Source organism: Corynebacterium sp. MSK004, from assembly GCF_030232515.1.
Lineage (GTDB): Bacteria > Actinomycetota > Actinomycetes > Mycobacteriales > Mycobacteriaceae > Corynebacterium > Corynebacterium hesseae.
The window spans coordinates 86779-108020 of record NZ_JASPKB010000006.1 but is presented as its reverse complement, the minus strand read 5'-3'; the positions used below and the strand labels follow the sequence as shown (position 1 = coordinate 108020).

Genomic DNA, 21242 nt, shown 5'->3' with positions numbered 1-21242 from the left:
AGCAAGAAACAACGCTCAGTCTACTCTTTGCGCTTGACTGGGCCACGCATTCCGGGGCCGAGCGGCAACCGCGTGTCTAGGATGAGACCAGCGATTCCCACTGCCGCAGCGATAAGGAAGCCGGCGATCGTGTAGGGGCTCATCGCTCCGGTGAGCGCATCCCCGAAGAAGACCCCGATGGCGGTGGTGGGAATCGAACCGATGAGTGTAGCGATGGCGAAGTGAGTCACCGAAATCGGCGTGAGCGCTGCAACATAGTTTAGTAAGGAAAACGGAACTCCGGCGACCATTCTCAATGACGCCACCGCTAGCCAACCCCGGCGCTCAAGCCGGGCATTGATTGCATATACCGCTTTGTGCGTGAGATGCGGGCGAATCCACTCACCAAGTAAGCCGCGGACGATAAGGAGAGAAATGGTGGCGGAGATAGTCAGCGCGACAAGGGAAACAGAAAGCCCAAGCCACGGGCCGAAAAGAAGGCCTGCCGCCAAAGTCCACACGGTCCGGGGAATAGGGAACTGGGTGAAGAAGATGTAGGCTCCCGTAAAAGCAACGACAAACCACGGCCCGAGTTGGTCTGACCACGTGCGGAGGGCGGCGAGTGAGGGGACGTCGACAAGCACGGCGAGTAGCATCAATGCCGCACCGGCAGCGACTACTGCCGTCCAACGTTTCCACGTCCAACGCTTGCAGCTTTGCCACGCAGCGCGGCCCAGAGACGCGAAGAAGTCCCCGACGCTGTGCACCCAACCTGTGTTCATAGAGATAGAAGTCTAGTGCCGAAGACGCCAAACCCCGCATTGAGTCCAAAGCATGGGAGAACGGCTAAAGACGAAGGCAGGAGACGGCTTGGCTGGCTGGGGAGCAGCTGAGAGCTGCACCTCAACTTACTGTTAAGCCGCGATTCGATGCATGAGTATTGCCTTGCACGCGGGATACTGAACAGCACTGCGCATCCGCAAGCATCTCTAGGTCCACTTCTATTGTGACCGTCTTAGCTAGTTTCACCTTTATTGTCTCTACGCCCTAGCTGCGGAGCGAATTCTTGATTCACTACCTACTTTTGGCGCCCGCCCTGGCGCCTGCATTTTTCTTTGGAGAGCATTATGGACTTTATCCACAACCTCACGTCTTATATGGACGCAGCCACCTTGCTCGAAGCCTTTGGGCCCTGGGTCATCGGTGGTATAGCCCTTGTCGTCTTCATCGAGTCCGGTGTGCTCTTCCCATTTCTTCCGGGTGATTCACTACTCGTAACTGCCGCGATTCTGCGCCATGAGCTCCAGGTCTCCCTGTGGGTACTCATTGCTGTAGGCATGATCGCCGCGATAGCTGGTGACCAGGTGGGGTACTGGATTGGGCACCGTTTTGGCCGTGGCCTGTTTAAGAAGGACGCACGGCTTCTCAAACTGGAGTATCTCAACACCGCCGAGGACTTCTTCCGCAAGCACGGCCCGCTTGCACTAGTGCTCGGACGATTCGTCCCAATCGTGCGGACCTTCATTCCGGTAGCCGCCGGCACGGCGAGAATGCGGTACAAGAAATTCATTGGATGGAATGTCAGCGGCGCAGTCGCTTGGGTGCTCTCCATGAATCTCGTTGGTGTCTTTCTCGGAAACATTCCGGGCATTGCTGACTCGATTGAGAAGATTATGCTGCTTATCATCGCGTTGTCGGTGGCGCCTATCGTCATCAAGGGCCTGCATAGCTACATCACGTCGAAGAAGAAGGCTACGGTAGTAGAGGAGACGGCACCTACTGCGGAATCGCACGCATAGACCCTAGACGCATGAAGAAGGCCCCGCGCCTCACATCATCATCTCTGACGGTGTGAAGCACGGGGCTTCGGTCTGTGCCCGAGGGGGGACTTGAACCCCCACGTCCGTTAATAGGACACTAGCACCTCAAGCTAGCGCGTCTGCCATTCCGCCACCCGGGCTAGGGTGTTTGTTCAGCCTCTCGGCTGGGCACTCGCATACTGTATCCCGAACCGGCATAAATTCACAAATCGCCACTTCAGAGCGGGTTTTCACTGTGTTCTTAAACGAGGAAAACACAACGATGAAAGTTGCGTATCCACTGCCACCTCCTGAGACAGTCGGGTAGTAAGCGGCAACGCGGCAGATAGCTTTCCGGTAGAAATGGATTTATGACTAGCAACACTTCACATTCCACTGCGAACTACGCTACCGACTCCCGTTTCCCCGGCCCAGACCCCTATACACCGTTGGGGGATGTCCCAGCTTTTACCATGACCTCGTCCGATATCGAGGAGGGAGCGGAGATCGCAGAGCGTTTCCGCGCACCTGAAAATGTCTCGCCCCAGCTGTCCTGGTCGGACGTGCCCGAAGGGACCAAGTCCTTTGCCGTCACGTGCTTTGACCCTGACGCGCCGACGGGGTCCGGCTTCTGGCACTGGGCTGCCTTCAACATCCCGGCCGACGTACGCGAGCTCCCCACAGGTGCAGGGGCCGCTGAGGATCTCGGACTCGAAGGCGTTATCAGCTTGCGCGGTGACTCTGGCCAGCGCGTCTATTACGGCCCCCAGCCGCCTGCTGGTCACGCCCCGCACCGCTACCTCTTCGCCGTTCACGCTGTCGACGTCGAACGCCTCGAGATCGACCCGGAGGCAACACCTACGGTCCTCGGCTTCAACCTTTATTTCCACACCCTCGGGCGCGCGATTACCTGGGGCTGGTACGAGGCCCACTAAGCGGCCCAATTACACTCATCACAATGAGTAAGAACCCGGACATCCCTCCCACATCCGACGGAGTAGAAATCCCCGCCGCCCTGCGCGTGGGCGGCGCTTTCATGTTGTTGGCTGCCGTGTTGGCGCTATTCGGGCTCGTGTCCATTTTCACCGACGGATGGGGCGCGACCTTCGAATGGACGTGGCGCCGCCTCGCCATCGTTGGTGCAGCCCTCCTCGTCGGCGCATTCAGTACCCAACGCCGCGATCAGCGTGGTAGCCGCGAACAAATCATTGCGCTGATTCTCGCGCTAGTGCTTATCATCGCCAGCCGCGCGCTGCCCAGTACGGTCCTTACAACGATGGGCCAATACGTCGTCTTCCTCTACGCAGTGGCGGCAGGGCTGTGCGCGGTTATCATCCGCCGCACGTTGCGCTAAACGCTGAAGCGCCCCGTGCGGCTGGCCCGAAAGCTCTTCGCCGGGCTAGTCAATCCATTCCAGACCAGAACCAATGGCCTCCGAGATATTGCTGAGGCGGTGAGCGTGGATCTGCTGGGCAATGCCGCGGTGGATGTCACGGATCCAATCCGGGCCGCCGTAAATCAAGCCGGTGTAGCCCTGCAACAGCGAAGCGCCGGCCGTGATGCGCTCCCATGCTTGCTCCGGAGTGGAGATTCCGCCCGCGGAAATGAGCACCAGGTCGTCTCCTACGCGGGCATGGAGGCGCTTGAGCACCTCTAAGGAACGCGCAGCCACTGGGGGACCCGACACGCCGCCTGCGCCCATGGCGGCAACCTCAGCGGAGGGGGTCTTCAAACCCTCGCGAGAAATGGTGGTGTTGGTAGCCACGATTCCCGCCAGCCCCACTTCAACGGCCATATCCGCCACGGCATCAATGTCCTCATCGCTGAGGTCTGGGGCAATCTTGACCAAGACCGGCGAGGACGTCGATTCCACCACGGCCTCCATGATGGGGCGCAGCGATTCCACTGCCTGCAAGTCACGCAGCCCCGGGGTATTAGGGGAGGACACGTTGACCACAACGTAGTCGGCCAAATCCCCGAGAACTGATGCGCACTGACGGTAGTCATCCACCGCGTGCTCAGCCTCGGTGACCTTGTTCTTTCCGATATTGATGCCGATGACATCGTTGTAGCGGCGCTTCCGCAGGTTTCGTGCGGCCGCCAGCGCCCCTTCGTTATTGAAGCCCATGCGGTTGAGGATGGCCTTGTCTGCTTTGAGCCGGAACAACCGGGGAGCCGGGTTTCCCGGCTGCGCCTTCGGGGTGATGGTGCCCAGCTCCGCGTACCCAAAGCCGATGGGGGACCAGACGTCGGCTGCCGCCGCGTTCTTGTCAAAGCCTGCTGCTAAACCCAGCGGGCGCGGAAAGTGCACCCCAAACACGTCTTGTTCAAGGACGGGATCGGTAACCGGCAAAGCTTTGCCTAGAGCTCGGTTGAAGGGGCCGGCCGATTGGAACACAGCCAACCCGCCGTTGATGATCCCGTGAATTCTTTCCGGGCTGAGCTTAAACATCCCCTTCAAGGCGGCTTGGTAAGCCACGTGGCGGGCGCGGTCAAGAGCGGAGTACTGCATGCATTGTCCTTTGGAAAGTTAAGGCTGAAGGGGGGACTGAAATACTAACGCGGGGATTTCTCGAGCTGTGGATCAGAAATGAATTGGAGCCCGTCGCCAGAAGCGGAGGCGGCGACGAGGGTGCCGTCGCCAAGCACGGCAACATTGCGCGCATCCGCCACCGTATCCATGGTGCCGACGTTCTCCGGGACACCCGCAGCGATGGTGTAGGCGTGGAGGAGGTTGTTGTCTGTAGTTGTCGCCCACGCTAGCTTGCGCCCGGCGTCCCAGGCCACACCCCACGGCGTGCCATCGGTATTGCCGTACTGGTGCAAGCGGATGACGTCGCTGGCGGTATAGATGGCGATGCGCTTGCCGACAGTATCCGAAGCCACAACCACGGCGCCCTCGCCGCCTGCGATCTGACCTACGCCCTGGCCCACGCGAAGGCGTCCTCCTGCACGCTCCTTCTCCCAGTCCAGCGATTGAATCGTGGAGTCTTCCCTCAAGACACGGACGATGCCGTCGGCGCCATCCGGATTAGGCACGGAGATGAGCTGATCCGAGCCTGCTTCCACAGTGATGCCGGTAGTGCGTTCGCCATCGCGGTACACGCCGATGGTGGTGGAGTCCTTCGAGCCAACGAAGACTTCGCCACTGGAGGCTTCCGCAGCCACCGTCACCGGTTGCTCCTCTTCCACAGCCAATTCCTGCGGGGAATCCGGCTTGAGCGGATCAATGAGCATAACGCTATCCCCGCACGCTAGAAGGAAGTGCTTCTCAGAAGCGGTAAGGTCGCCACATTTCTCGTCCACGGTAACCTGGGTGGACTTTTTGCCTTCAAAGTCCGCAGCTGAACCTACCGCGAGCGAGGCCTCGGTGCGCACGGCGAGGATGTCGCCGACGGCTGCGAGGTCTGTCGCTGCATCGAATGGCACGACGTTACCCACCGGCTTCTCGGATGCCGGGGAGGACGCGGGCTCGGCCTTGCCATAGACCGCCGAGTCGGGGTCCCCGCCAACCCCGACCGTGGGATTACAGGCGGCAAGCGCGCATGCGCTGGAAAGGAGGGCAAAAGAAAGCAGGACTCGACGCGTTTTCACGATCCCTCATCCTAGCAGCCAGCGTGGTGGAAACAGGAAGCGATGGGACTCCCGAGTAGGCTATCGCGGGTGACTACAACAGCTACAACTGAAGCCATGACATGGCTGCAGGTCATCGTCCTGTCTCTTGTCCAAGGCCTCACCGAATTCCTGCCCGTGAGCTCGTCTGGGCACTTGCGCATCGTCTCCACTCTTTTCTGGGGACAGGATGCCGGTGCTTCCTTCACCGCTGTCATCCAGCTGGGCACCGAGCTGGCGGTGATTGTCTACTTCGCCGGGATGATTTGGCAGATCCTGAAAGGCTGGTGCGTGGGCCTCGTACACAAGGACCAGCGCGGTCAGGATTATCGAATGGGTTGGATGGTCATCGTTGGCTCAATTCCGATTGGCATCCTGGGAGTGCTGGGGAAAGACCTGATAAGGGATAATCTGCGCAACCTATGGATTACTGCTTCCATGCTCGTCCTGTTTTCCTTTGTGTTCATCCTGGCAGAGCGCGTGGGTAAGAAAACCCGCGGCTTCGACGAGCTCACGATGCGCGATGCCATCGTTATGGGACTATGCCAATGCCTGGCACTCATCCCTGGCGTCTCACGCTCCGGCGGCACCATCTCCGGTGGCCTCTTCCTCGGCCTCGACCGTGAGGTGGCCACGCGCTTTAGCTTTCTTTTGGCTATTCCGGCGGTGATGGCCTCGGGGCTGTTTTCGCTTGGCGACGCTTTCGGTCCCACCGTGGGACAATCCGCCACCGGCGCCCAATTGCTCGTTGGCACGCTCATCGCCTTCGTTGTGGGCTATGCATCTATCGCCTGGCTGCTGAAGTTCGTGGGCAGCCACTCCTTCGAGTGGTTCGCCGCTTACCGTATCCCCGTCGGCCTGATCGTCATGCTCTTGCTGGGCCTTGGCGTGCTCGCCGCGTAAGTGGTGAGGAGGCGCAGCCCCCAGCATCCTGCGATACATAGCCATGTGCCCGGCCATGCGCCCGCGTCGGAGGCAGCACACGTTAGGATTGTGAGCATGCAATCTTGGCCTGTCCCGCACATCGATTCCGTCCCTGGCGCTCCGTCGCCGCTTCACCTCTATGACTCCGCTGATGAAGCGGTCAAGAAGCTCAACATCAGTGGGGAGACTGCCACCATGTACGTCTGTGGCATCACCCCATATGATTCGACCCACCTGGGCCACGCCGCGACCTATCTGACCTTTGATCTGATTTACCGCCAGCTGCTGGATAACGGCTACAAGGTGAATTACGCCCAAAACATCACCGACGTGGATGATCCGCTCTTCGAGCGCGCGGAGCGCGATGGCGTGGATTGGCGTGAGTTGGGGACCTCCCAAATCAACCTTTTCCGCTCAGACATGGAGCTGCTCTCCGTGTTCCCCCCGGATCACTTTGTGGGGGCGATGGAGGCCATCGACGAGATTACGGAGATGGTGCAGGCGCTTCTCGACGCCAATGCGGCCTACGTCGTCGACGATCCGGAGTACCCGGATATTTATGCCTCCACTGAGGCCACGAAGAACTTCGGCTACGAGTCGAATTACTCCCGCGAGCAAATGGAGACCTTCTTTGCCGAGCGCGGCGGCGACCCTGATCGCCCCGGCAAGCGCGATCCTCTTGACGCTCTGATTTGGCGCGCGCACCGTGAAGGCGAACCGGCCTGGGATTCGCCTTTTGGGCCGGGCCGCCCTGGATGGCATATTGAGTGCTCCGCCATCGCAACCAACCGGCTTGGCTCCAGCTTCGATATTCAAGGCGGCGGGTCGGACCTGAAGTTCCCGCACCACGAATTCTCCGCAGCGCACGCAGAAGCAGCGCTCGGCGTGGAGCGCATGGCGCAGTCCTACGTACACACCGGCATGATCGGCTTGGACGGAACCAAGATGTCCAAGTCTTTGGGCAACCTCGTGTTCGTCCACAAGCTCGTGGAGGCGGGCGTCGATCCTTCGGCGATTCGCTTGGGCGTCTTCGCCGGCCACTACCGTGCCGACCGTGACTGGTCAGATGACGTTTTGCGCACTGCGCAGGAGCGACTCCAGCGATGGCGCGAAGCTTTAAGCCATCCGGGCACGGTGGAGGAAGTCAAGGAGGTCATTCAGCACCTGCGGTTGGCGTTGGCTGATGATCTCGATACTCCGCGCGCCATTGCGGTTCTCGATGAATGGGCGAAGAAGGCTCCAGAATCCGGGGAAGCAACAGAAGAGGCATCCGATTTGCTGCGCACCGCAGTTAATTCCTTGCTGGGCGTGCGCCTCTAGGTAACTTCAGGCATGATTTAGCTCATGACGATTCGTGCAGAATTCCAGCCCACCGTTGATGAGTTCATGTCCAACCTACAGTCCTTCGCTACCGGGGATTACCTCAAGGAAGAAGAAAAGGAATTCTGGGAGGCACCGTTTGATGCCGCGGTACTCCCACGCCTTCGCACTATCTTGGAGTCCTTCCTCGACGATATGGATAAGCTGCCGGATGACCCCGAAGGGTCACTCCTGAGCGCCGCGGTACGCCCCACCGTGGACAAGCTCGCGGCCTTCAACCAAGAAAACGCAGATGCAGTGCTGGAACCGGAGGAGAAGGAAGAGCTCACGGAGCTTATTCACTCCGCCTCTGCGGCAACCGGTGCGGACGATGAGGCACTCGCGCAGCTTCCGGAGCTGGACTTCTAATTGACTGACCACGCAACTTCCGCTTTCACTACCCGTCCAGCAGCAATCTTTTGGGATATGGACGGCACACTGACTAACTCCGAGCCCCTGTGGGAAGAGGCCACTTTTTATCTCTCTGAAACACTAGGGCGCCGCTTAACACCCACGGAGCGCTTAGCCACGGTTGGCGCTACCTTCGAGGACACCCTCAGCATCTGTGCGCACAAAGCAGGCGTTACGCTTCGACCAGGTGATAACGAACGCTACCGTGCGCTCATGTTTGACTACGTCAGGTCCCTTTTTGCCCAACACCTGGAGATTTTCCCGGGGATTCCCGAGCTGCTCGACGAACTCAAGGGCCTGGGAATGCCGATGATCGTGACCACAAACACGGAACGATATGTGGCTGATTCCGCGATTGCGGCCTTAGGCCGCGAGTACTTCGTCGACACGATTTGCGGTGACGAAGTACCCCAAGGCAAACCTGCCCCCGATATGTATATCGAGGCGGCGCGTCGAGTGGGTGCCGATCCACGGGACTGCCTTGTATTCGAAGACTCTGCGGCAGGTATGCGCGCGGCTGTCGACGCCGGATGCACCGTCATCGGACTGCCGGAGGGAGACCACGTCGCGGTGCCCGAGCAAGCCACCGAAATTACTGACCTCCGGGGCTCTGCTCACCGTCATCTGAAGGGGGCGACGGCGGCCAATGTTCACGAGTGGTTTAGCCGGTTACGCGCCGACTAGACGTACCGATTTCAGTTGCGCATCATGTCAGCTGGCTTTGCGTAACTGAGAATTTCGGCCGACTAGCAGAATTTTATGCAGCGGTGTGGAAGAATAAACCACCGTGAAGAATTTTGAGAGCCTATTTGAGGAACTGTCCCAGAAGATCGCCGAACGCCCTGAGGGCTCCGGCACCGTGGAGTCTTTTGACAAAGGGATCCACCATCTGGGCAAGAAGATCATCGAAGAGGCTGGCGAAGTGTGGATCGCCGCGGAATACCAGTCTGATGAAGAGCTCGCTGAGGAGATGTCACAGCTGCTGTATTGGCTCCAGGTTATGGCCCATAAGCGTGGCCTGAAGCTCGAAGACATTTACACCTACCTTTAATCGGCCATAAAGCCGTCCCACCATTCACCGTATTCAGCGCAGAAAGCACCACACACTGATGATCAAAATCGCCGTCCCCAACAAGGGATCGCTGTCCGAGGCAGCCCTTGAGATCCTCAAGGAAGCTGGCTACAAGGGCCGCGGACACAATAAATCGCTCAACGTCGTGGACGAGGAGAACGGAGTCGAGTTCTTCTTTCTGCGCCCAAAGGATATCGCCATCTACGTGGCACAAGGCGTCTTGGATCTGGGAATTACTGGTCGAGACTTAGCGCTCGATTCCCGCGCGAAATTCAATGAAGTTCTAGCACTCAATTTTGGCGGCTCGACCTTCCGTTACGCCGCACCAGCAGGGGAGCAGTGGGACGTCGCCAAGCTGCAAGGCAAGCGCATCGCCACGTCCTATCCCAACGTGGTGCGCGATCACCTCGCTGCCAATGGAATCGATGCAGAGGTTATCCGCCTTGACGGTGCAGTAGAGATTTCGATTCACCTTGGAGTCGCGGACGTCATTGCCGACGTTGTCTCCACAGGAGCCACCCTCCGCCAGCAGGGGCTTGAACCCTTTGGCGACCCCATCGTCTCCTCGGAGGCCGTGGTGATTAAGCGTGAAGGAGAAGACGTCACCGCTGATGAAAACGTTGTGCTTAGCCGCATTCGAGGAATCCTCAATGCGCGCCACTACGTCATGCTGGACTACAACGTGGCAGAAGAAAAGCTGCCAGACGTCGAGGCGGTGACCCCTGGGCTTACAGGACCGACCATCTCTCCTTTGGCCCGTGAAGGGTGGGTTGCCGTCCGCGTCATGGTTCCCCGCAAGCTGGCCAACCAAGTTATGGACAGCCTCGAAGAGCTCGGGGCAGAGGCAATTCTTGCCTCGGATCTTCGGATTGCCCGCTTTTAGGGGGAGATTCCAAACATCTTATTCGGGCTCCTAGCTACGATGGGGACTGACCATCATCGTTCTTCGATTTTTATGCAAGGAGTCAGCCCCGATGGCAAAGACAACTAAGAAGGATGCACAAGCAGAGGCCAAGGAGACCAAGGATGTAAAGTCCCAGGTCGAAGAAAAGGCCACCAACAAGTCTTCGAAGTCCGCCTCTAGCAAGAAGACGCGTACTGAGACTGACCTTCTCGGCTCCCTGGAAGTTCCGAACGATGCGTACTACGGCGTTCACACGCTCCGCGCTATCGAAAACTTCCAGATTTCCTACGTGACCATCAACACCATTCCGGACTTCATCCGCGGCATGGTCCAGGTCAAGAAGGCCACCGCTATGGCCAACCGCCGCCTACACGTTCTTCCGAAGAAGAAGGCAGAAGCAATTATCTGGGCCTGTGACCAGATTCTCGAAGAAGGCCGCTGCATGGACCAGTTCCCGCTGGATGTCTTCCAGGGTGGCGCTGGCACCTCGCTCAACATGAACACCAACGAGGTTGTGGCCAACCTGGCGCTCGAGCACCTCGGTGAGGAAAAGGGTGCCTACGACATCATCAACCCGAACGATGATGTCAACATGTCCCAGTCCACCAACGACGCGTACCCGACCGGCTTCCGTCTCGGCATCTACTACGCGATGGAGGACCTCATTGAGCGTATCGACGCGCTGCAGGCTGCGTTCCACGCCAAGGGCAATGAGTTCGTTGACATCCTGAAGATGGGCCGCACCCAGCTGCAGGACGCAGTGCCGATGACCCTGGGTGACGAATTCAAGGCCTTCGCTCACAACTTGGCCGAAGAGCAGGCCATCCTGCGTGACGCCCAGAAGCGCCTGCTGGAGATCAACCTCGGCGCAACCGCCATCGGTACCGGCGTGAACACCCCGGCCGGCTACCGCCACCAGGTCACCGCAGCACTGTCTGAGGTGACGGGCCTTGAGATCAAGACCGCCCGCGACCTCATTGAAGCAACCTCCGACTGTGGCGCCTACGTGCTTCTGCACTCCACCATTAAGCGCGCAGCGATGAAGCTGGCCAAGATCTGTAACGACCTGCGCCTGCTGGCCTCTGGCCCGCGCGCCGGCCTGGCTGAGATCAACCTGCCACCGCGTCAGGCCGGTTCCTCCATCATGCCGGGTAAGGTCAACCCGGTTATCCCGGAGGTTGTCAACCAGGTCTGCTTCAAGATCTTCGGTAATGACCACGTAGTCACCATGGCTGCCGAGGCTGGTCAGCTGCAGCTCAACGTCATGGAACCGGTTATCGGTGAGGCACTGTTCCAGTCCATCCGCATCATGGGCAACGCCGTCGACACCCTGCGTGAGAAGTGCGTCGTGGACATCACGGCTAACGCTGATGTTTGCCGCGCGTACGTTGAGAACTCCATCGGTATCGTCACCTACCTGAACCCGTTCATTGGTCACCACAACGGTGACATGATTGCTAAGGAGTCCCTCAAGACCGGCAAGGGTGTTAAGGAGCTCGTTCTGGAGAAGGGCCTGCTCGATGAGGAGACCCTTAACAAGGTTCTGTCCGTTGAGAACCTCATGCACCCGGAGTTCCGCGGTCAGCTCTACATCGATGAATAAACCGTCGACAGCACCAGTGTTGTAAATACGCTCTGCTGTTTCGTCCACGCCCGTACTGCCTCGCTGAAGGTGGTACGGGCGTTTGACTGTTTTCAATCCAACTGATGCTACCGACACCGTGGACACCCCGATGGGGGAGCAGTGGTTGGCATCGGTGTGTAAACGGACACAATCGGGCCTGGATTCTCGCCAAAGCCACATAAATAGGGCAGAATTAGAACTGTCAGTTGTCGCGCCCAGGTCGTGTACTGACCACAGCGCGAATTACCACCCATACTGCAGTTCACCTGCACATATTGGAGTTACATAATGGTTGTTGTGCACATCATTATCGTCCTTGCGGCGATTTATCTCGGTGCCCGAATTGGTTCGATCGGTATTGGTATGGCCGGCGGCTTGGGCGTTCTACTACTCGGCCTCACCGGTGTCCCCGTAACGCGTGAAGACATCCCCTTTGATGTCATTGGCATCATCATGACCGTGATCGCCGCCATTGCTGCCATGCAGCGCGCTGGCGGTATGGACTATCTGGTCTACCTTGCCGAAAAGTTTCTTCGCAAGAACCCAAAGAGGATCACGTTCTACGCACCTATCGTTACGTGGTTGATGACCGTCCTAGCGGGCACCGGCCACACGGCGTTCTCCACGCTCCCGGTTATCGTTGAGGTAGCGAAGGAAGGCAAGGTCCGTCCTTCCCGTCCGCTTTCGATTTCCGTCGTAGCCTCGCAGATGGCAATCTGTGCCTCACCTATTTCCGCAGCCGTCGTTCTGTTGGCTTCGCTGCTGGAACCGATGGGTGTGGGCTATTTGCAGATCCTCGCGGTCCTCATTCCGGCTACGTTCCTCTCCATTTTCCCTGCCGCTTGGGTAGCAAACCGCTCGGGCGCAGAACTCGAAGATGACCCCGTTTACCAAGAGCGCAAGGCCCAGGGCTTGGTGAAGCTGCCGCAGGGTTCCCAGAACTACGCTCCGGCACAAGGTGCAAAGACCTCGGTCATCATCTTCCTCGTCGCCATCGTCATCGTGATGCTGTGGGCCACCCTTACCTCATCTCAGGTGGGTCTTATCGAGGAACCGACGCTGCCGCGAAACGAGGCCATCATGACAGTGATGCTCACCGCTGCAACCCTCATTGTCATGGTCACCAAGGTCCCCGCCGGCGACGTTCTCAACACGCCTGTCTTTAAGTCGGGTATGTCCGCCTGTATCTGCGTGCTCGGTGTCGCATGGTTGGGTACCACGCTGATCAACCACTACATGGAGGACATCCAGGCCATCTCCGGGTCCATCATTGAGTCCGCCCCGTGGCTGCTGGCCATCGTGCTCTTCTTCGCTGCGGCGCTCCTGTACTCGCAGGCCGCAACCACCAAGGCTCTCATGCCGGCAGCCCTGGCCCTCGGCGTCAACCCGCTTACCGCAGTGGCTGCCTTCCCAGCAGTGTCCGCGCTGTTCATCCTGCCGACGTACCCGACCTTGTTGGCGGCCGTCGAAATGGATGACACTGGTTCGACTCGCATTGGCAAGGCTGTCTTCAACCACCCGTTCATCATTCCAGGCACTGTGAGCATCGTCTTGTCGGTCCTCCTGTGCTACGCCTTCGGTGCAGTCCTTATCTAGCATCATCTAGAAATAATTTGATGTTGCTAAATGCGCTTCTTTAGCGCGCTAAGCTGGTGAGCATGACTACGCAACCTTCTGATGTTGATATTGCTCAAGCTCACCAGCTCGAACCGATTTCGGATATTGCTGCACGTGCAGGCATTCCGGAGACGGCCCTTATTCCTTATGGGCAAAGCAAAGCCAAAGTGGATATCACTCAAGTTGGGGATACTCCCGCAGATGGCAAGTTGGTCCTCGTCACCGGCGTCTCACCGACGCCAGCTGGCGAGGGTAAATCCACTGTTCTTATCGGTTTGACCGACGCCCTCACGCAGATGGGCAAGAAGGCTATCGTCGCCCTTCGCGAGCCTTCCCAGGGCCCTGTCATGGGCATCAAGGGCGGCGCCGCGGGTGGCGGCTACTCTCAGGTTGTCCCAATGGAGGACATCAATCTCCACTTCACCGGTGACTTCCACGCTATCGCCGCGGCCACCAACACCTTGGCCGCCATCATCGATAACCACATCCACCAGGGCAATGCGCTCAACATCGATCCGCGCCGCATTACCTGGCAGCGCTGCGTTGACGTCAATGACCGTGCCCTGCGCCACGTCGTTACCGGGCTCGGTGGCCCCGCCCATGGCGTGCCGGGGGAGACTGGCTTCACCATTACGGCGGCGTCGGAAATCATGGCCATCCTCGGCCTCGCAACCGACTTGGCAGACCTAAAGAAGCGTCTCGGTGACATCACTGTGGGCTACACCTACGACCAAAAGCCAGTAACCGCCCGCGAGTTGGGAGCAGAAGGCGCGCTGACGGCGCTCATGCGTGATGCCCTGAACCCTAACCTGGTCCAGACCCTGGGCGGCACCCCTGCCTTCGTCCATGGCGGCCCCTTCGCCAATATCGCTCACGGCTGCAATACTCTGCTGGCGACCCAAACGGCCATGCGCTTCGGTGACATTGTCCTCACGGAGGCAGGTTTCGGTGCAGATCTCGGCGGCGAAAAGTTCATGGATATCAAGTCCCGCTTCGGTGACCTTGACGTCGCCGGCGCCGTCGTTGTTGCGACTATCCGCTCCCAGAAGTACAACGGCGGACAGCCCCGCGAGGAACTCACCACCGAGAACCTGGAGGCACTAAAGAAGGGCGTGGTGAACCTCGAGCGCCACGTTGAGAACGTGCGCAAATTTGGCCTCAAGCCAGTGGTCGCTCTCAACCTCTTCTGGAGCGATACCGAGGCCGAGCGCGAGTTCATGCGCCAGTGGGCCGCCGATTTCGACGTCGCGCTCGAAGAAGCAGAAGTGTGGGCCAAGGGCGGAGCGGGAGCAACAGCGCTGGCTGAGCGCCTTCTGGAGAATCTTTCCGAGGGTAACTCCCACCAGCTCTACGATCCCGCTGAGGGCATCGAGGCCTCCATCGACACCATTGCGAGGGAAATCTACCGAGCAGAGCGGGTGGAGTACTCGTCTAAGGCGCTGAAGGATTTGAAGTACATCAAGGACAACGGTTGGGAGGAGTTCCCAGTCGTGCTCTCGAAGACTCAATATTCCTTCTCGGATGATCCGAGCCAGCTCGGCGCTCCGGAAGGCCACGTCCTTCATGTCCGCGAGCTGCAGCCCCGCACAGGCGCTGGCTTCATCGTGGCGCTGACCGGCGACGTCATGACCATGCCGGGTCTGCCGAAGAAGCCCGCGGCCAACAACATCGATGTTGCTGCGGATGGTTCCATCTCTGGCCTGTTCTAAGCCGCGGCGCGCTCTTCGGGGCGCCGTCTACGAGGCCCGGTCCGGCCACCCGGGATACTCGGGTGGCGTGCCGCCGAAGGCGGGGCATAGGTCTTGGAAAGAACACCAGCCGCAGAGCTTCGAGGTCTTGGGCCTGAAGTCACCGGACTTGCCATCGCCTTCGATCTTGGCCCAGAGCTCACCCAGGTCGCGCTCGAAGTACTCGAGCTCCTCCGGCCCCGGCGTGAGGAACATCGAATCCAGGACCTTGAGGTACATCAGCCGCAACTGCGTGGGGATGGTGCCGAGCAGCCGCCAGTACACCAGCGCGTAGAAGTTCATCTGGAACTGCGCGTCCTGGGAGTAGCGGGGGAGCGGCTTCTTACCGGTTTTATAGTCCACCACGCGTACCTCGCCGGTGGGAGCAACATCAACGCGATCGATGAACCCACGGACGGGCACGCCGTTGGGCAGAACTGTATCGACGTACATCTCGCACTTGTGGGCGTCGAAGCCTTGGGGGTTTTCCATCTGGAAGTAGCCCTTGACCAGTTCGCGCGCCTCGACGAAGAAGTCCAGCTCTTCGGGCTCCGGCACCAAATCACGCAGCTCGGGGTCTTTGCCCAGCATCACCGCCCATTCGGGCTTAATCATCTTCACCGCGGCTGGGTACTCGCGTTGCTCGCGGGGCAGCTGATGCATCTTCTCCAGAACAGCGTGGACCAGCGTTCCCTTCACCTGGGCCTTCGTCTTGGGCTCGGGCAACTTGTCAATAGCCCGGAAGCGATAGAGCAGCGGGCATTGTTTGTAGTCGGAGGCACGGGAAGGGGAGAGGGCTAGTCGTTTCGGCATAGTGTTTCTCAGCCTAGCGCATAGCCCACCGCGAACCTTCCCGCATCTCCCGACCGTCCGTGGCAAGCTAGATGGCATGAGCACTACGCAAGAGTTTCTTGATTTCATCGCAGCCAGCCCCTCGTCCTATCACGCGGCTGAAGAGGTGGCGCGCACGCTCGTCGCCGCCGGCTTTAGCCGCCAAGATGAGTCTGCCGAATGGTCAGCAGCACCAGGCGGTCATGTCATGGTCCGGGGTGGTGCGGTCATGGCATGGTATGTCCCCGAAGGTGCCGGCCCGGATTCCGGTTTCCGCATTATCGGCTCCCACACCGATTCACCCGGCCTGGCTCTCAAGCCCACCCCGGACTTCGATTCCGCAGGGTGGCAGCAGGTAGCCGTCGAGGTCTATGGCGGGGTGCTTCTCCACAGCTGGTTCGACCGCGAGCTCACCGTCGGCGGCCAGGTCATCACGAAGGATGGCAGCCGCCACTTGGTCAATACCGGCCCCTTGCTGCGCTTGCCTTCCTTGGCGATCCACCTCTACCGCAAAGATGAGTTCAAGCCGGATCGCCAGCGCCACATGCAGCCGGTGCTCTCCGTGGGTACTCCGGAGACGTCGGTGATGGGGGTCGTCGGCAAGCAGCTTGGCGTAGACCCAGAGGATATCGCTTCCTTCAACCTGATTACCGCGGATGCCCAGCGCGGTGAGGTCTTTGGCGCCGGCGAAAAGCTCATCGCTGCCGGGCGCATGGACAACCTTTCTTCCGTTCATGCTTCGCTGCGTGCCCTGCTCGCTGCTGCAAAGAACGCCGATTCCATCGAGCACAAGGACGTCCTCGTCATGGCGGCCTTTGATCACGAAGAGGTGGGCTCCTCTTCGCGCTACGGCGCAGGTGGCCCGATCCTGGGGGATATCCTGACCCGCACCGCCCGTGCCCTCGGCGCAAACGAGGAGCAGCGTTTCCAAATGTTTGCGCGCTCCAGTTGTGTCTCGGCCGACGCCGCGCACTCCGTGCACCCCAACTACGCCGAAAAGCACGATCCCACGCATCACCCGATCATCGGCCAAGGCCCGGTGACCAAGATTAACGGCAACCAGCGCTATGCTTCCGACGCTAATACCGTGGCCCTGTGGGAATCTGCCTGCCGCCGTGCGGGTGTTCCGGTCCAGCGCTTCGTGGGAAATAACGATGTCCCGTGTGGCTCCACCATCGGGCCGATTTCTGCCACCCGTCTGGGCATCCCCACCGTTGATGTGGGAGTGCCGATGCTCTCGATGCACTCGATCCGTGAGCTGGTAGGCGAGCGTGACCAACTATGGCTTGGTGACGCCCTTGAGGCATACTTGGTTGGTTAATCCTTGCCCCTAACTTTGTGAAAGGTTTTTCACGCTATGGCTTATTCTGGCCCCTTCCGCTACGGCGACCGCGTGCAGCTCACGGATGCCAAGCGGCGTCATTACACCATCGTCCTCGAGGAGGGTGGCCAGTTCCATTCGCACAAGGGCATCATCAACCACGATGACATCGTCGGCATGGATGAAGGCTCCGTCATCGATTCGACGCTGGGCAGCTCCTTCCTCTTGTTCCGCCACCTCATGGTGGATCACGTCTTGTCGATGCCGCGCGGCGCCGCGGTGATTTACCCCAAGGACTCCGCGCAGATCCTGGTCGAGGGCGATATCTTCATGGGTGCGCGCGTGCTGGAAGCCGGCGCCGGTTCCGGAGCACTCTCAATGACCCTCTTGCGCGCCGTAGGGCCAGAAGGCCACGTTTTCTCCTATGAGGTGCGCGATGATCACTTGGAATACGCCGTGAACAACGTCGCCGAATACTTCGGTGAGCAGCCCGAGTGGTGGAGCCCGCGGCTTGGCGATTTGGCCGATGTGACCGTCGAGGAGCTCGGCGGCCCCGTGGACCGCGTCATCCTGGACATGCTCGAACCCTGGGAGCACCTCGAGAAGGTGCGCGATATCCTCATCCCCGGCGGTGTCTTCATGACTTATGTGGCCACCGTGCCGCAGCTGATGAAGGTGATGGAGGGAATCCGCGAGCTGAAGTGCTTTACGGAGCCGCGCGCCTGGGAGTCCCTCGTGCGTGAATGGAAGGTGGAGGGCTTGGCCACCCGCCCGGAGCACCGCATGAACGCGCACACCGCGTTCCTGATCTGGACGCGCCGGCTTGCCGACGGCGTCACCCCGCCCCGCCCGCAGCGCCGCGCCCGAAAATAAGCCCTCACGTTAAACGTGGCGCACCGCGCGCTAGGGTGGACTTTATGAACGATGCCACTCATTCCCAGGAACTTGGCCAGCAGCGCCGCCAGATAGAGCAACTGGCTGAGCGCAATGCCAAGCTTGCTGCCCTGTTGAAGGATGCGCGCACGAAGCTTCAGCAGATGCTCGCGGAGGTGGACGCTCTTGCAGAGCCTGCCTCCACGTACGGCGTCTTTCTTGGCTATTCCGGGCGCGCACACGATTCGCGCCGCGACGCTGAGGTATACACCAACGGCCGCGCCATGCGGGTGAAGATTTCTCCGAACCTGGAGCCAGGCTCCTTAGAAGTCGGGCAGCAGGTCCGCTTGGGCGAAGGATTCGTGGTGGTGGAGGGCTGTGCCCCGGTGAGTACCGGCGCGCTGGCGACGCTCCAGGAGCGTCTAGGCACCGACCGCGCGGTGGTTATCAATTCCGCGGGCGAAGAGCAGGTGGTGCTGCTCGGCACGGTGCTGCGCGATACCGTCCGTGCCGGCGATACCCTTCTGGTCGAGCCGAAATCAGGCGTGGCCACCGAGCGCGTGCATAAGACTGAGGTAGCGCAGCTCACGCTGGAAGAAGTCCCGGACGTATCCTACGAGGACATCGGTGGTTTGGACGAACAGATTTCACTCATCCGCGATTCGGTCGAGCTGCCTTTCCTCCACCCAGAGCTCTACCGCCAATACGATCTCCAGCCGCCGAAGGGCGTGCTGCTCTATGGCCCACCTGGCTGTGGCAAGACGCTCATCGCCAAGGCGGTCGCGCATTCTCTGTCGGCGTCCCTGGGCGCTACTGCCCCCAGCTACTTCCTCAACGTGAAGGGCCCAGAACTGCTCAACAAGTTCGTGGGTGAGACTGAGCGTCGCATTCGCCTCATCTTTGAACGCGCCCGCGAGCTTGCCTCCGAGCCCACTGCGGATGGCAGCCAGCGGCCAGTCATCATCTTCTTCGATGAGATGGAATCCATCTTCCGCACGCGCGGCTCCGGTGTGTCCTCCGATATGGAAACCACCGTTGTCCCGCAGCTGTTGACGGAATTGGACGGCGTCGAAAAGCTCAGCAATGTCATCGTCATCGGTGCCACCAACCGCGAGGAGCTCATCGACCCCGCCATCATGCGCCCGGGGCGCCTCGACATCAAGATCCGCGTCAACCGGCCCACCAAGCAGGGCGCGCGCGAGATCTTTGCCCGCCATTTCCCGGAATCTGTCCCGCACGAGGGCGAGCTTTCCCAGCTCATCGATACCGCAGTGGAGGATCTCTACGCGGAGCGCCCCTTCGTCACGCTGCACTTCTCCAACGCTGATCCCCGCGTGCTGCACTACCGGGATTTCGTCTCCGGCGCGATGATCGCCAACATCGTCTCCCGCGCAAAGAAGTTGGCTATCAAGGAGGCTTTGGACGAAACCAACGCTGCGGAGGGTAAACAACCCGCAGGCATCACCGCCGCGCACCTGCACCAGGCCATTGCTGCGGAACAAGCAGAATCTGAGTATGTACCGACATCCGCCAACCCGGAGGAGTGGGCCAAGATCGTCGCCGGGACCTCCGCCGGCGCGCATGTCACAGGGGTCGAATTGATGGGAGTAAAACCTTGAGCCGTGTCCTAGGAACCGAAACCGAGTACGGAATCTCCACGCCGTCGAACCCGGCGTTGTCACCAATCGTGACGTCCACGCACGCGGTAGTGGCCTATGCCGCCCTGCATACCGGTGCGCGCTCCCGCTGGGACTTTCGGGAGGAGCACCCGCTGCGCGATAGCCGCGGCTTCGATCTCAAGCGCTACCACACCGTGCCCGTGGTGGACCCAAACGCGCTGGGTGTGGCCAACGTGGTCACGGCCAACGGAGCCCGCTTCTACGTGGATCACGCCCACCCCGAGTACTCTTCGCCGGAGTGCACGAATGCCTGGGACGCCATGGTCTACGACGCCGCCGGCGACCTCATCCTGCGACGCGCAGCAGATGCCGTGGCATCTCTGACTGCCCAGGGCACATCAGTACTGGCCACGCACGATCCCTGCCCGCCGCTGAAGTTTTACAAGAACAACGTGGACGGCAAGGGAGCTTCCTACGGCAGCCACGAAAACTACCAGTACTCCCGGGAGACTGATTTCGACGACATCGCCCAAGGTCTGATCCCGTTCTTCGTCACCCGCCAAGTGGTCACCGGTGCTGGCCGCATGGGCCTGGGCGCTGATGGTGAGGAACCGGGTTTCCAGATTTCGCAGCGCGCCGACTATATCGAGCAGGAGATTTCCCTGGAAACCACGCTCAACCGCGGCATCATTAACACCCGTGATGAACCGCATGCGGTGGCAGAGGACTTTGGCCGCCTGCACGTCATCATCGGTGATGCCACGATGTCCCATACCTCGACGCTGCTCAAGCTGGGCATGACGTCACTGGTGTTGGACGCCATAGAGGAAGGCGTTGACTTCAGTGACCTGCGCCTGAAGGACCCCGTGGCAGAGGTCCAGCGAGTCAGCCGCGACCTCACCCTGACTCATCAGCTGGAGCTTCACGACGGCCGCCGCCTCACCGCCCTCGAGATCCTCGCCGTCTACCGGGAGCGGGTCACTTCGAATTCGGAGTCAGATGAGAAGGTTCTTGCCGCCTGGGACGAGGTCGTGTCGCTCTTGGCGGACAACCCGTTGAAGGCGGCCCATCTGCTGGATTGGGTAGCCAAGTACCGCTTGATTAAGGGATACCTCGACCGTCGCGTGGCTGCAGATGACCCGAAGCTGGCGCTCATCGATCTGCAGTACACCGATATTGACCCGGCCAAGTCCCTCTACCACGCGCTCGTGCGCAAGGGCCAGATGCGCACCTTGGTCAGTGAGGAGGAGATTGCTGCGGCCGCCGACACCCCGCCCACGGATACCCGCGCTTATCTGCGCGGCCACGCCACCCGCAAGTTCGGCGAAGACGTCCTGGCCGCGTCGTGGCAGTCACTAACCTTCCGAATTGGTGAAGCCGAGGGCGCCAACTCGGGAGCCGCCTGCGTGGCGCTCGATGACACCACGCGGCTCGGGCAGGATGAAGTGGGAACCTTGCTGGAATCTGCAGACAGCGCCGCCGATTTCGTCGACGGTTTGCGCCAGCTCGGGGTGCGAATCGAGTACCCTACACTGTATTAGCGCAGCAAACCTCCACTCGCGAAAGGAGC

The 21242-nt window shown here is 60.0% G+C and carries 20 protein-coding genes and 1 tRNA gene; 16 read left to right on the top strand and 5 right to left on the bottom strand.

The genetic code is table 11. From position 1 onward, the window contains the following. Window positions 1–20 precede the first annotated feature (20 nt). Complete coding sequence (locus QP999_RS08540) at window positions 21–761, bottom strand: TVP38/TMEM64 family protein (protein ID WP_070520569.1); 741 nt, start codon at window positions 759–761, stop codon at window positions 21–23. 345 nt (window positions 762–1106) lie between these two features. Between QP999_RS08540 and QP999_RS08535 the strand changes: the two genes are divergently transcribed. Next, window positions 1107–1778, top strand: a complete 672-nt coding sequence (locus QP999_RS08535; RefSeq protein WP_185964743.1) for a DedA family protein — start codon at window positions 1107–1109, stop codon at window positions 1776–1778. A 75-nt stretch (window positions 1779–1853) separates the two neighbouring features. Here the strand turns inward: QP999_RS08535 and QP999_RS08530 are convergent. After that, window positions 1854–1939: transfer RNA gene (locus QP999_RS08530), tRNA-Leu, on the bottom strand. 210 nt (window positions 1940–2149) lie between these two features. Between QP999_RS08530 and QP999_RS08525 the strand changes: the two genes are divergently transcribed. Next, window positions 2150–2713: a YbhB/YbcL family Raf kinase inhibitor-like protein gene (locus tag QP999_RS08525; RefSeq protein ID WP_070520566.1), complete on the top strand. Its 564-nt coding sequence runs from the start codon at window positions 2150–2152 to the stop codon at window positions 2711–2713. A gap of 23 nt (window positions 2714–2736) precedes the next feature. Further along, window positions 2737–3132, top strand: coding sequence for a hypothetical protein (locus QP999_RS08520; protein ID WP_070520563.1), 396 nt, complete (start codon window positions 2737–2739; stop codon window positions 3130–3132). Between the two features lie 45 nt (window positions 3133–3177). On the opposite strand, the gene QP999_RS08515 is transcribed toward QP999_RS08520, so the two are convergent. Next, on the bottom strand, window positions 3178–4290 hold the full coding sequence (locus tag QP999_RS08515; protein ID WP_070565299.1) for a quinone-dependent dihydroorotate dehydrogenase: 1113 nt from the start codon (window positions 4288–4290) through the stop codon (window positions 3178–3180). Window positions 4291–4334: 44 nt separating this feature from the next. Then, a complete protein-coding gene (locus QP999_RS08510) occupies window positions 4335–5372 on the bottom strand; it encodes an NHL repeat-containing protein (RefSeq protein ID WP_284848080.1) in 1038 nt (345 codons plus the stop codon). A 69-nt stretch (window positions 5373–5441) separates the two neighbouring features. Here QP999_RS08510 and QP999_RS08505 point away from each other — a divergent pair, with 69 nt between their 5' ends. The 9 genes from QP999_RS08505 (at window position 5442) to QP999_RS08465 (ending at window position 15010) form a co-directional block, all read left to right on the top strand. Then, window positions 5442–6293: an undecaprenyl-diphosphate phosphatase gene (locus QP999_RS08505; RefSeq protein WP_180952115.1), complete on the top strand. Its 852-nt coding sequence runs from the start codon at window positions 5442–5444 to the stop codon at window positions 6291–6293. A 96-nt stretch (window positions 6294–6389) separates the two neighbouring features. After that, on the top strand, window positions 6390–7634 hold the full coding sequence (gene mshC, locus QP999_RS08500) for a cysteine--1-D-myo-inosityl 2-amino-2-deoxy-alpha-D-glucopyranoside ligase (protein ID WP_284848079.1): 1245 nt from the start codon (window positions 6390–6392) through the stop codon (window positions 7632–7634). A gap of 24 nt (window positions 7635–7658) precedes the next feature. Further along, the gene (locus QP999_RS08495) at window positions 7659–8042 is read left to right on the top strand and encodes a hypothetical protein (RefSeq protein ID WP_070520547.1); all 384 of its coding nucleotides are present in this window, start codon (window positions 7659–7661) and stop codon (window positions 8040–8042) included. Next, entirely contained in the window at window positions 8043–8768 is a 726-nt protein-coding gene (locus QP999_RS08490; protein WP_284848078.1) for an HAD family hydrolase, read from the top strand. Window positions 8769–8871: 103 nt separating this feature from the next. Then, window positions 8872–9135, top strand: coding sequence for a phosphoribosyl-ATP diphosphatase (locus QP999_RS08485; RefSeq protein ID WP_070520541.1), 264 nt, complete (start codon window positions 8872–8874; stop codon window positions 9133–9135). A 58-nt stretch (window positions 9136–9193) separates the two neighbouring features. Beyond that, the gene (gene hisG, locus QP999_RS08480; RefSeq protein WP_101736358.1) at window positions 9194–10039 is read left to right on the top strand and encodes an ATP phosphoribosyltransferase; all 846 of its coding nucleotides are present in this window, start codon (window positions 9194–9196) and stop codon (window positions 10037–10039) included. Window positions 10040–10130: 91 nt separating this feature from the next. Next, window positions 10131–11663, top strand: coding sequence for an aspartate ammonia-lyase (gene aspA, locus QP999_RS08475; RefSeq protein WP_070520535.1), 1533 nt, complete (start codon window positions 10131–10133; stop codon window positions 11661–11663). 309 nt (window positions 11664–11972) lie between these two features. Next, entirely contained in the window at window positions 11973–13280 is a 1308-nt protein-coding gene (locus QP999_RS08470) for an anaerobic C4-dicarboxylate transporter (protein WP_070520532.1), read from the top strand. A gap of 62 nt (window positions 13281–13342) precedes the next feature. Then, entirely contained in the window at window positions 13343–15010 is a 1668-nt protein-coding gene (locus QP999_RS08465) for a formate--tetrahydrofolate ligase (RefSeq protein WP_284848077.1), read from the top strand. Window positions 15011–15037: 27 nt separating this feature from the next. Here the strand turns inward: QP999_RS08465 and QP999_RS08460 are convergent, their stop codons facing one another. After that, entirely contained in the window at window positions 15038–15841 is an 804-nt protein-coding gene (locus tag QP999_RS08460) for a RecB family exonuclease (protein WP_284848076.1), read from the bottom strand. Between the two features lie 76 nt (window positions 15842–15917). On the opposite strand from QP999_RS08460, the gene QP999_RS08455 reads away from it, so the two are divergent. Genes QP999_RS08455 through dop form a run of 4 tightly spaced genes read left to right on the top strand, consistent with a single transcriptional unit; the run spans window position 15918 to window position 21213 of the window. Further along, window positions 15918–17180 carry a M18 family aminopeptidase gene (locus QP999_RS08455; protein WP_070564678.1) on the top strand — a complete coding sequence of 421 codons (1263 nt, stop codon included), beginning with the start codon at window positions 15918–15920 and terminating at the stop codon, window positions 17178–17180. A 36-nt stretch (window positions 17181–17216) separates the two neighbouring features. After that, entirely contained in the window at window positions 17217–18053 is an 837-nt protein-coding gene (locus QP999_RS08450) for a tRNA (adenine-N1)-methyltransferase (protein WP_070520523.1), read from the top strand. Window positions 18054–18097: 44 nt separating this feature from the next. Then, on the top strand, window positions 18098–19672 hold the full coding sequence (gene arc / locus QP999_RS08445; RefSeq protein ID WP_070564566.1) for a proteasome ATPase: 1575 nt from the start codon (window positions 18098–18100) through the stop codon (window positions 19670–19672). Next, window positions 19669–21213: a depupylase/deamidase Dop gene (gene dop, locus QP999_RS08440; protein WP_070564569.1), complete on the top strand. Its 1545-nt coding sequence runs from the start codon at window positions 19669–19671 to the stop codon at window positions 21211–21213. The genes arc and dop overlap by 4 nt, the downstream gene beginning before the upstream one ends. Window positions 21214–21242 lie beyond the last annotated feature (29 nt).